12 protein-coding genes are annotated in these 12262 nt (G+C 27.3%); 11 read left to right on the top strand and 1 reads right to left on the bottom strand.

Annotated features, from left to right (window positions below; genetic code table 11):
* The first annotated feature begins 108 nt into the window (after positions 1–108).
* From ACNMOQ_RS14135 to ACNMOQ_RS14120, 4 genes are read left to right on the top strand one after another with little or no spacing between them, the layout of a single operon-like run.
* Positions 109–351, top strand: a complete 243-nt coding sequence (locus ACNMOQ_RS14135; protein WP_204175191.1) for a hypothetical protein — start codon at positions 109–111, stop codon at positions 349–351.
* 58 nt (positions 352–409) lie between these two features.
* Entirely contained in the window at positions 410–817 is a 408-nt protein-coding gene (locus ACNMOQ_RS14130; RefSeq protein WP_198054591.1) for a hypothetical protein, read from the top strand.
* Between the two features lie 18 nt (positions 818–835).
* Positions 836–1465, top strand: a complete 630-nt coding sequence (locus ACNMOQ_RS14125; RefSeq protein ID WP_204175189.1) for a hypothetical protein — start codon at positions 836–838, stop codon at positions 1463–1465.
* 27 nt (positions 1466–1492) lie between these two features.
* Complete coding sequence (locus ACNMOQ_RS14120) at positions 1493–2185, top strand: hypothetical protein (RefSeq protein ID WP_204175187.1); 693 nt, start codon at positions 1493–1495, stop codon at positions 2183–2185.
* Positions 2186–2981: 796 nt separating this feature from the next.
* Here ACNMOQ_RS14120 and ACNMOQ_RS14115 read toward each other — a convergent pair.
* Entirely contained in the window at positions 2982–3077 is a 96-nt protein-coding gene (locus ACNMOQ_RS14115) for a type I toxin-antitoxin system Fst family toxin (RefSeq protein ID WP_142390956.1), read from the bottom strand.
* A gap of 187 nt (positions 3078–3264) precedes the next feature.
* Here ACNMOQ_RS14115 and ACNMOQ_RS14110 point away from each other — a divergent pair, with 187 nt between their 5' ends.
* The 7 genes from ACNMOQ_RS14110 (at position 3265) to ACNMOQ_RS14080 (ending at position 12210) form a co-directional block, all read left to right on the top strand.
* Positions 3265–4524 (top strand): Y-family DNA polymerase, encoded by a 1260-nt coding sequence (locus tag ACNMOQ_RS14110; protein WP_204175021.1) that lies wholly within the window; start codon positions 3265–3267, stop codon positions 4522–4524.
* A 69-nt stretch (positions 4525–4593) separates the two neighbouring features.
* On the top strand, positions 4594–5916 hold the full coding sequence (locus ACNMOQ_RS14105) for a toll/interleukin-1 receptor domain-containing protein (protein ID WP_416350411.1): 1323 nt from the start codon (positions 4594–4596) through the stop codon (positions 5914–5916).
* A gap of 245 nt (positions 5917–6161) precedes the next feature.
* Positions 6162–6431 carry a helix-turn-helix domain-containing protein gene (locus ACNMOQ_RS14100; RefSeq protein ID WP_198054566.1) on the top strand — a complete coding sequence of 90 codons (270 nt, stop codon included), beginning with the start codon at positions 6162–6164 and terminating at the stop codon, positions 6429–6431.
* Positions 6432–6546: 115 nt separating this feature from the next.
* Positions 6547–7353 (top strand): ParA family protein, encoded by an 807-nt coding sequence (locus ACNMOQ_RS14095; RefSeq protein ID WP_198054567.1) that lies wholly within the window; start codon positions 6547–6549, stop codon positions 7351–7353.
* A gap of 145 nt (positions 7354–7498) precedes the next feature.
* Complete coding sequence (locus tag ACNMOQ_RS14090; protein WP_198054568.1) at positions 7499–7882, top strand: hypothetical protein; 384 nt, start codon at positions 7499–7501, stop codon at positions 7880–7882.
* 816 nt (positions 7883–8698) lie between these two features.
* Positions 8699–10297 carry a primase C-terminal domain-containing protein gene (locus ACNMOQ_RS14085; RefSeq protein WP_198054569.1) on the top strand — a complete coding sequence of 533 codons (1599 nt, stop codon included), beginning with the start codon at positions 8699–8701 and terminating at the stop codon, positions 10295–10297.
* Between the two features lie 1367 nt (positions 10298–11664).
* A complete protein-coding gene (locus ACNMOQ_RS14080) occupies positions 11665–12210 on the top strand; it encodes a hypothetical protein (RefSeq protein WP_416350413.1) in 546 nt (181 codons plus the stop codon).
* Positions 12211–12262: the final 52 nt, after the last annotated feature.

The raw sequence follows: 12262 nt of genomic DNA, 5'->3' as shown, positions 1-12262 counted from the left end.
AGTTTCGTCCATCAAGAAAATCACTTGATGAACTCATAGAATGATATATTTATCGACCTCACCCTCACGCCCTAACGCTTATACACACAATATAAGGAGTAGATATATATGAATAGAAAAAGAAAAAATGTGAATGTAACTGAATTAAAAGAATTAGGAATTGCGAATAATAGAGGTGTAATTGACTATAAAAAATATAGTAAGTTTAAAACAATGCAAAGAAGTTTAGGCTATAACGTCAGTTTATCATTAGATGAAGAACACACAGAAGAAGGGCGTTTAACTTTAGACAATGAACCTACTAAATATGGTGACAAGCTACACACACATAAAATAAACATTATAGAGTAAATAAAATATAATATAAGTTAAGAAGGTGATAACCTTAAATTAAGAAAGAAGGGATATTATGACGACTTTTATATTTATAATCATGTTAATTATATTCATCATGATATTGTTTAATATAAAGCGAAAACAACAGATTATAAAATACGTTGACGATATGCGAAACACCTCACTTAAAACCGTTACTATAAGAAATATCAATCATATACTTAAAAATCGTAGAAATAATTTTGTATTAGTGTATACTTTTGGAAAAATTGAATTATTACCAGGTCAAATAGTATTTGTCCGATCTGGTGAAAGAGAGGGTATTTCGATACCACAAGCCAAAGTAAATATTAGATATAAAAAGTTGGGTTTTATCCCTTTATATCCTATTAAAATTAAAGATAAAGATTTAATGAACTTCTATCAAAGAGAATTAAAGATTTATATTACTAAAGAGCGTTTTAAATCATTGCAAATTTAAATAAAGGGGTCTTTAAGTATGAATTTAAGAGGTCATGAAAATAGACTTAAATTTCTTGCGAAATATGATGTAACACCTATATCACATTTAAAATTATTAGAAGGTCAAAAGAAAGATGGTGAAGGTGGTACATTGACAGATAGTTATTACTGTTTTTCATACAGGTTAAAAGGTGATTCTGAAAAAGTTTTAGGTACGTTTAATTGTGGTTATCATATTGCTGAAGATTTACTAAAATTATCAAATCAAGATAAATTACCTTTATTTAACCCTTTTAAAGTAATTAATGAAGGTAATCAATTGCAGGGCGTAGCAAATAAAGGTAATTTAGATACTAATAGGCAAAGAAAACAGTATAATGAAGTGGCTTTACAGCTTTCAAATGCTATTAATTTAATCATATTTTGTTATGAGGGTAATATTAAAGAACCACTTTCAACGATAAAATATGAAACTGATAAATATTATTATAGCGCACCATATGATCGTAAAATTAAAGCAGTAAATACTATTATAGGTAATTTGTTTGATAAGAAATTAGTTGATAAGATATCCGAAATTAATGGAAGTCAGGAAATTAGAAATTTTGATTTTTCATTACTTACTGAAGTAATTGAAAAATATAATTTAGTTAATTATTTTGAGTAATAAAACATACAGTGGGAGTTGTTACAAGTGATAAATACAGATACACATGAACAGATCAAAAACAAATTGGTAGATGATATTTTAGAACTTTATAAATCATACAAAGATGAAGTGTTTTATTTGAATAAAAAAAGTTTTGACGATAGTAGAAGATATACGAATAGAAATAAAAAAATAAGTGATGATGTTTCAGCTAGACGATTTAATAGAGATAAAGATTTGGAAGAAGGTAGTTTAGAATATTTTAAATTCAAATTAGAAAATGTTAAAGAACATTTTAGTTATATAGATGATTATCAAGATAGATTAAACAGTCTATATAAGGCAAAGCATGAACTTATGCTTAAGATAGATGAATTAAAAGGGTTTAATAAAGTCACAAAGAAAAAATTTAATAGAAAAAAAGATGCTACCTCTTTATTTAACGAACTACTTAATCACGGTATGAGTAAAATGGTAAGTTCATATATACGTGATGTGGAAAGTATAAATAGAAGTATTGAATATTATTTAGAAGATGAATATTTGGCTCATTTGAGAGGAATAGCTTATAAAAAAGATGAAACATTTCATATAGAAGATAATAATTTAAAAGAAATTGAAAAAGCATTTTTTGAGTTTCTTTACGAATGGACAAGAAAAGAAAATAAGTTGCTTAACGATATAGATGAGTTTAATGAAAGTAAAAATTATTTAAAATATCATTTGTTGTTCAAATAAAAATTATAAGCATAAGAATACTTTTGAAATTAAGAACGTCAAAATTTGTCGCTCAATAAAATGTATAGGATATTCAATTTAACTTCCTCTAATGACCATTATGTCAACTAAATTCAAAGACCAAATGGCTTTAAATCAAGCTTTATCGTTTTATATTTGGTTTTTGAGTATACATAAAATATACAGGCTATATTTATCAATACTTTGCACATTTTCAAGACTTTCATAAACTGTATTTTTATTCAAAAAAAGAAGGTGCATAAAATGAGAAAAAAGTTAAAAAAACATAAGTATATTACAAAGACTGGATTGTTAATATTAAGTTTAATAGCAGTTGTTTTATACTTTCGATTTATCAATATTTTTTATACTGATATCTATCTTGATATGATATTTAAATTGATTAACAGTGTAGACAATGATGTTATTCATGAAACGGCAAGTATTTTGTTGGTATATCCACCAATCATTTTATTTTATCTAATTATTCCTATTCATATTTTTAGTATGGTTTATAAGAACTTTAGAAAGGATATTTTGGGATATTAGAAATTAAAGTGAAAATGTAAAATTTGTTTTTGTCAGGTTACCAGGAAAAATTTTAGTGGGTAATTACGCGTATTTGTTTTGAATAAGAAAAATATCAATTCAATTTGGTATTTTTCTAACACATGACATGACATGTCATAGGTGTTATAATATGTTTATAAAAGTAATAGTCACAAATAAACACCAAACCCCCTTACTATGTGGAGTAGTAAGGGGGTTTTTATGGTGCTGGCTGATCTGGTGTCACCTATTTTTTTCTACGATTCTCTAGCCAATGAGAAAAGTACGCGATTGCACAACCACAAATAATGGGTGCAATGATATGAATAAAAGTAATTGTCACTATAAACACCTCCCCTCTATGACAGATTACGCCATAGAGATAGGCGACTTTATAAGTATATCATCAAGTGAAATAACGCAAAACTCAAACGATAAAATGCACCTTAAACTTGCGTTTAAGTGTGTTTTTTATTATACTTTTATCGAACATACGTTCGTATATTAGAGGGTGAATTGAGGTGTTTATCATGTATGATTACCGTGTTTGTACAGAAAGGGATATATTATGTATTGATCTTAAAAGTTTTTTTGCTTCAGTATCTTGTATTGAAAAAGGGTTAGATCCAATGACAACTAAATTAGCTGTGGTAGGTGATACAAAACGACCAGGTTCAGTTGTGCTTGCTTCTACACCACCACTAAAAAAACTAGGTATTAAAACAGGTAGTCGATTGTATGAAATACCACAACGCAATGACATATTTATTATTAACCCTTCTATGAAAAAGTACATTTCAATTTCAACGCAGATCAGCAAAATAGCTTTAAACTTTGTTGCACCTGAAGATTTTTGGCAGTATTCAATTGACGAGCATTTTTTGGACATTACAAATTCCTATCAATTATTTTGTGAAACACCTTACGAGTTTGCGCGCCTAATTCAAAATAAAATTTACGAACAAACACAGATATTCAGTACAATAGGAATCGGATCTAATATGTTGTTATCAAAGCTATCAATGGACTTAGAAGCTAAAAAAACAAGTGAAGGTATAGCAGAATGGCGATATGAAGATATTCCACGTAAGCTATGGCATATTGAACCCTTAACAAAAATGTGGGGTATTAATAAACGTACTGAAGCAAAACTAAATAAGAAGGGTATTTTTAGAATTGGCGATCTAGCTAATTATCCCGTTGAATATTTAAAAAGGGACTTCGGTATTATTGGCGTAGATCTACATTTACATGCCAATGGTATTGATGAAAGCTTTATGAGAAAGCCACATATCACAAAGAATAAATCGTTAGGGAAATCTCAAATATTAATGAGAGATTATGAATTACATGAACTTAAAACAGTATTAAGTGAACAAGTAGATGAAGTATTTTATCGCGTGAGAAATCAACAATTATATCCCACAAGAATAACTGTTAGTGTTGGCTATGCTGATGCTGGGGGTGTAAGAAAACAGTTTACCAATAAAACAGGGTATCAAAATTCTTATGTAATCATTAATCAGTTATGGCGTTATTTATCTGATCGACTTGAAAATGATAGATTATATCGAACGATAGCAATTTCATTTGGTCATTTTATACCTAATCAGATTAAGCAATTATCTTTATTTGAAGATCCTAAACAAATTAAAGCAGAAATTATTGAAAATGAGTTAGATCCTATAAGGTTTAAATATGGAAAAGATATAGTCTTTAGAGGATCTAGTTTATCTAAAAGTGGTACTTTAATTTCAAGAAAAGATAAAATCGCTGGTCATCAAGCGTAAAAAATATGAGTTTTATAAAATTTAAGATACAATCAAATTGTTGATAGTAATAAATGGGAGGGTTTAATTATGTCAGAACAAGAAAAACATCCAAATATCTTTATATCATATGCACATACAAACGAAGAACATAAAAAAAGAGTTAAAGAAATAGGTACTGAATTAAGCTATTTAGGTTTTGATGTCATATTAGATCTTTGGTCATTTAAAAAAGGTGAAGACCTTAATAAAAAGATGGAACAATACGCTGATACAAGTGATAACATACTTATAATAGGTGATAAAAATTACGTGGAAAAAGCAAATAATCGGGAAAGTGGTGTAGGTAAAGAATCTGTAATTCTCACTGATGCATATATGAGAAATTCATCAAGAGATCAAAATAATATATATTATGCATTTACAGAAGTAGACGAAGAGGGACAACCAGTAATGCCTAGATATTTAAAAGGTAGTTTTGCTTTTGATTTCACAGATAAAATTCAAGATTTTGAAAAATGTGAAGAAATTGCGAGAACGATTTATGATGAACCATTAATACCAAAACCCAAAATTGGCAAGAAACCTGATTTTGCTAATATTGTAAGTTTAAGATCAGCAAAAAGAATAGAGCGTTCTGAAGAAATCAGTAAATCATTGTTGAAAGAGTATATTGAAGATTTAAAAATGGAATTAAATGAAATAGATAAATACTTCTTAAACCGTGATATTAATACAAAACCTGATTTTGAAAAACTTCAAAGTTTAATGAAAACATGGGGAAATGTAGTTAAAAAAGTGAGTAAACCTAATGACATTTCTAAAATTATTGAAAGTTTATTACAGACAATTGATGATTTTTCATCGCAAAGTAAAGATGGAACAAAAATTTTTACAAGAATAGCTTTTGTTTATACAGTTGCTTATGCTATAGATAATGAAGATTTTGACTATATTGAAGATTTATTTAAATATGATTATTTTTATGATAATCGAGATGCAGGTTTTTATATAATATCAATGTTATGTAACCCTAACTTTATTCATGTAGAATCTCATCAGTTTGGATACATGTATTCACCTAGATACTTAGAAATAGAAGATATAATAGTAAGGGATAATGAATATAATATAGCAAATGTATTTGAAGCAGATATATTTATTGAGTTTGTGTGTAAAATGCTTGGATATGACAAATGGTATGTATTAGATTCAGATATATATTCAAGAACGAACAAGTTTTCACCAGATCTTAAATTTATTAAAAGTTTAAAAAGAGAGAGAAAAGTAAAACAGTTATTCTCAATATTAAATTTGAATGATATGAAAGAATTTAAAGAGAAAATAAATAATCTAAATTATATTAAGTTATTTAGTGTAATTGAAAAAGAAAATATTGCTACTGAAAAATAACAGAAAGGACAAAATCTTTAAAAGGTTTTGTCCTTTTCTTTTACTATTAATAAAATAAGGTTCTGAGAAACGCCCTCAGGCGCTTCGAGATAAATTTTTGTGGGTTGTTATGCGTAACTGTTGTCAGAATCGTCCTCATAGAAGCCGAAAAACTAAAACTATGCTATTGATTTATTGATTTCGCTAATAACTGTATAATTTAGTCTATACTGTAAGCTATTCAATAAATCATAAGGGGTATTTTTATGTTAGAACAAGAAAAATTAAATCAATGGGAAAAAGAAGCAAAAGATTTTACACATTCCATTGCGCAGGCACTTAAACATGAACGGAAAAAGCAAGGTGTGACACAGACACAAATAGAAAGAGATTTAAATTATTCGCGTACCTGGTTATCAGCTTTAGAAAATGGTAACTATAAAGCGAGTACAATCAAACTAGAAAATTTATATATATTAAGTAAGTATTTAAATATATCGATTGTAGATTTAATGAATAAGATTAGCGATAAGTAATTTATTACTAAAAAACTTTACAAGTTTACTAAAAATATGTTATAGTATAATCATAGAAAAAGCGAAAGAGAATATCAAATTTGATGATCTATTGAAATAAGGAGGGAATTTGGATATGGCAATTAAATATACGATTTCAACAAATAAAGGTGGCGAAGGTAAAAGTACGTCAGTTACTAATATCGCTTCAGAAATAGCAAAGCAAGGTTATAAGACAGCTATTATAGGAATGGATGCCCAGGGTAACGAATCATTAAGTTTTGGTTATAGACCTGATGATTTTAAAGACACTATATATGATGTGCTTATGGGTGAAGCTAAAGCTGAAGATGTTATTTATAAAGTTTCAGATGTAACTGACAACTTATATATATTACCAGCCAATGATGATATGGATTATTTTACAATGGATATATTACAGGAACATGGGACGGGTGAAGAAATCTTACACGTACTTAAAAATCGATTAAAAAGTATTGAAGATCAATTTGATTATATATTTGTAGATGCCCCTCCTTCTATGGAAGTTGTGCAGATCAATATTCTAAACTATATAGATAGAATTATCGTACCTTATCACCCTAGTGTGTACTCAATGAGATCTATTCAAAGGTTTATCAATCGAGTAGAAAAAATTCAAAAGACTTCTAATCTAGGACTAAACATAGAAGGTATTTTGGTAACATTGTACAGAGAAAATACAAATCTTCATAAAATTAATTTATTAGATTTATATAAATTTGCCCAGCAACGTAAAATTGATGTCTTTGAAGAAAAAATACCTCATACTATTAAAGTTGGTGAAGCACCATTAATGTATAGACAACCAGCAGTTTTAGTTGATGAATACAAACATTTAGATGCTGTAAAAAACTATAAAGAAATCGCAAAAAAAATTATAGAAATAGATCATAAGCAATAACTAATATAGACACTCTATATATATAGTATATATAGAGTATATATTTTAACTATATAGAATATATATATGTACATATATATATTGATGTATATGTATCATTTGTGATACAATTAAGTCAATAACTGGATAATGGAGGTCGTTCAATATGGCTAGAGATGATAGAGTTCAAAATCGTATGAGTTTTGAAGATACTTTAGGAAAAAGATCTAATGATAGTGAAAATAATGACTTTAAAGAATCAAATGTTGCTAGTACAGTAAACCAAGAATCTAACACAGAAGAACATAAAAGCGTTGAGAATGTAGTTAATAATTCATCTAAAAATGATGTTGAATATAAAGGTGAATTGGCAAGTGTTTTAAACAGAGAAGAAACAGAGAAGAAATATAAAGGCTGGAACATTAAAGTTAGTTCAATTAAACGCTTGAGAGAATTATGTAAGGATCAGCCAAAAGGTGCTGAAACAAACCTAGTTAATTTAATAATAGAAAATGCTTTAGATAATATTGAAAGCAAAGGCAAGCTATAAAGAAAAAAGGTGGAATACATGAAAGTATCCACCTTTTATTAATATAATTATATAATTAGTTGTAAGCGTATTTAAATAGCGTTATAATGATTGTAATAAAAAAATAAAAGAAGCTAGAAATGTTTTGAAGGTGCTGGAAACACCTGACAAACAAACGATACGTTAAAGACCTAACGTATAGACCACTTCTAACCTCTTTGATTAACTATAATTATAACACGTATTGTAATTATAGTTAATCAAAAAGATAGAATTAATCTATAGACCAGGTAACGTTATCGTTGCCTGGTTTTTTGTTTATTAAGAAATATTGCTTTAAATCAGTGTTTTCGGTAGTATTTAAAGAGTAATAAGAAAACTCGCCCAATGGACGAGTTCACAAATTATTTAAAATTCCCGTTTTAAATTCATAGTTGAAAAACGATAAACATATCTTACTGACAATAAGATATTTTCTGTTAGCTAACTGACAATTAGCTGTTCGGTCAAATCATACTGACAATATGATTTGTACCACCTAACTTAATAAACACAACTCAATAACAAGCAACTTAATAAGAAGTAACAACATAATAGGAAGTTACAACAACTTAATAAGAAGAAGCTATATATTAAGAAGGAATTTATTTATAGGTATACATTACACCTATGATTATATAGCAGACGTTTACAAAAGTAAACAAATTAATATATATAAGTCCATATATAGAGTATATATTCAACATATATATTGTATATATAGACGATATATATATAAGTAAACAAATTTCTTCTTATTATGTTGTGAAACAAACACATTTTAAGGAGGAATTTTTTATGTTTAATCAAAGTAAAACTATAGATTTAGATAAAATATATGATTTTATTATGCATGGAAGCATAGAAAAATATAAATATAATCATTCAAAATATAGTAAATTAGAGCGTAATAATTGGAAAGCGACACGCCCAGCAAACTATAGATCAGGTAGAGTTGCAGTAACTAATAGTAAAGAAATGATGGTAGCTGGTAAAGGTCATGTGGTAAGTTCTGAAGAAACACTTGTAAATGGTGCTGAAAATTACACACATTGGACACCAAACCCTTATCATTCATTAAAGCTAGATAGAGATACAGGTTCATTATGTAAGCGTACAAAAGAGAATGTTAAACAAATTAATACATTTGTAATCGATATAGACAAAGATTATGAATTTGCTGAATTAGTTTTTCAATTATCAATTTGGAGTTGTACAAATAATACACAAAACTTTATGCCTAATATGTATGTGAAAACGCCTAGAGGTTGGCATTTGTACTTTGTATTAGATACGCCATTCTATCCTTCTAAAACCAATAAGAAAGCTTTGAACGTAGCTGAAAGTATTCATCAGTCATTAATACATTCATTAAATCAAAGCGAGTATTTAACTGTCGATAAACATTGTGTATCAACAGGCTTCTTTAGATTGCCTAATACTAACAATGTTAGACATTTTGAAAATAGATACATTTCAAGTAGTGAATTAATGAAATGGAGTAAAGAATATTCAAAGAATAATGATTTAAAATTTAATGGTTTAAAGTCTGTTTTAGGCGTTGTGAACAGTAATAACACGCCTGATTGGGTTAATTTCTTAATGAATGAAGCTGATATAACTTCAGTAGGCTATGGTATTGGTAGAAACAATACTGTATTCACTCTTGCGCTATATTATAAATCAATTGGTGATACTGCTGATCAAACGCAAGCAATATTAGAACCTTTAAATAGTCGTTTCGTTAAACCTTTATCAAATAATGAATTTAGTAAAACAATTAGAAGTGCATTTAGAGGTAATTATAAAGCGCCTAGTAGGTTTCACGTTGAAAATCTATTAGAAGCCTTTAGCAATGGTGAAGTAATGTATAACAATAGTTTTGTAGCTGTGAATGGCTTTTATAAACACGCAAAGCCTAGAGAAGAACGTAAACGCAGTCATTACTATGAAAGACTAGGAGATTTACAAGAGTATTTAGAAGAAAGAACAGACATTGATAAAGTATTTATGAAAGGATCAACTACAGCTATTGCTAAAGAATTAGGTATGGCTAGATCTGTATTAGATAAGGTTACTAAAAAGGCAATTAAAGAAGGTTTATTAGTTAAATACACTAAAGGTAAAGGAAGATATGCAGAAACGTTTATAGCGCTTAAAAAAGTGTTTATACAACGTGTATTTGGCATGGTCAAAAGTATTAAAGAACAAAAGGCTGGTTTCTCTAAAGCATTGAGAAGCCTATTAAACGTGTCAAAAGACTTAAGAACGACTGTAGCACAGAATAAGGGACTGTATGAAGAACTAACAACAATACTAAGCTATATAGATGATATACAATCAGATCCATTAAACTATGATAATTCAGTCACTATTGCAACCAGGAATATTAGTTAAATTTTAATTGTCCACTGTGCCATTACTTATATACTTCAGTTTCTCGACCAGGTAAATAAACTATTAGGAATATAGATAGATTAATATAGTTTGTATATATAGAAGTATAGATAGGAATATAGATAGATTAATATAGTTTGTATATATAGAAGTATAGATAGGAATATAGATAGATTAATATAGTTTGTATATATAGAAGTATAGATAGGAATATAGATAGATTAATATAGTTTGTATATATAGAAGTATAGATAGGAATATAGATAGATTAATATAGTTTGTATATATAGAAGTATAGATAGGAATATAGATAGATTAATATAGTTTGTATATATAGAAGTATAGATAGGAATATAGATAGATTAATATAGTTTGTATATATAGAAGTATAGATAGGAATATAGATAGATTAATATAGTTTGTATATATAGAAGTATAGATAGGAATATAGATAGATTAATATAGTTTGTATATATAGAAGTATAGATAGGAATATAGATAGATTAATATAGTTTGTATATATAGAAGTATAGATAGGAATATAGATAGATTAATATAGTTTGTATATATAGAAGTATAGATAGGAATATAGATAGATTAATATAGTTTGTATATATAGAAGTATAGATAGGAATATAGATAGATTAATATAGTTTGTATATATAGAAGTATAGATAGGAATATAGATAGATTAATATAGTTTGTATATATAGAAGTATAGATAGGAATATAGATAGATTAATATAGTTTGTATATATAGAAGTATAGATAGGAATATAGATAGATTAATATAGTTTGTATATATAGAAGTATAGATAGGAATATAGATAGATTAATATAGTTTGTATATATAGAAGTATAGATAGGAATATAGATAGATTAATATAGTTTGTATATATAGAAAGAAAGCTTATGACCCTCTACTTGATCATAAGCCCCTGGAATGTCTATTCCACTTTTTATTCTAAATGATTTTATAGTTAATGTGAAGTTAATATATATAAACTATATACAGAATATATATTGTGTATATATATATTGATATATCTATACATATTTATAAACAAATATAGTACATATATAGTACATATATATTGTAATAAGAGTGTAACCTTTTTTGTACCTTAATTGTAACCTTAAATGTAATTCGTAATATAGTTAAAACATAATAATATATTGAATTATACTACATTTTATGGTATAATTACATCATAGTTCCTAATAACATTGGGACTCACCAAAGATATATCATAAATAACCACCTTATTTATTTTTATGATATATCTATTTGGACGAGTTTTTAAAATGTCTCTCCAGACGGGGCGGCGACCTGTTCTTTTACAACTTAATATATGGAGGTGCATCTTATGGCAACCAAGAAACAAGATCCAGTATATTTATTTATCAAGGACAACTGGGTATTACTTTTACTTGTTTCTATTATTGGTACAATATATTTCTTTCGAAAGGAAATACTTATCACCTTCAAATCATTTATTGATTTCATATATATATCTAACCTATTAAACTATATATTTTATGTTTCAATTCTATTTATTCTGTTTTGTTTATTTAGACATTATATGAAAAAGAAAAGAATAATATGGTGTCGATTTATGCCACATTTATCTGATGATTTTAAATCAGATGATATACATTTTATGATGTCTCAAATGAATAAAATCAGATTGAAAAGAATTGAAAGATGGTTGCTGGGTAAAGATTGGAAATCATTTATGGTTAGAACTGATATTGAAGGAAATATTTATTATTATTTCGCCTTTGATAAATCTTTGTTTATTCAAATGAAAAGTGCTTTAAAAGTTGCTTACTTAAATTCTAAATTAGAAAAAGTGGAAAAGATGATTTACCTTTTCCTTATAAAGATAAGAGGTATGTTGGAGGGCGTATGAACTCAACAAGAAAATCAAAAAAGAGAATGTTGAGTTATAAAAGATTTCATAA

The organism is Mammaliicoccus lentus, from assembly GCF_947036595.1.
Classification (GTDB): Bacteria; Bacillota; Bacilli; order Staphylococcales; family Staphylococcaceae; genus Mammaliicoccus; species Mammaliicoccus lentus.
Note: the sequence above shows the minus strand (reverse complement) of the source record. Positions and strands in the feature narration are given on the sequence as shown.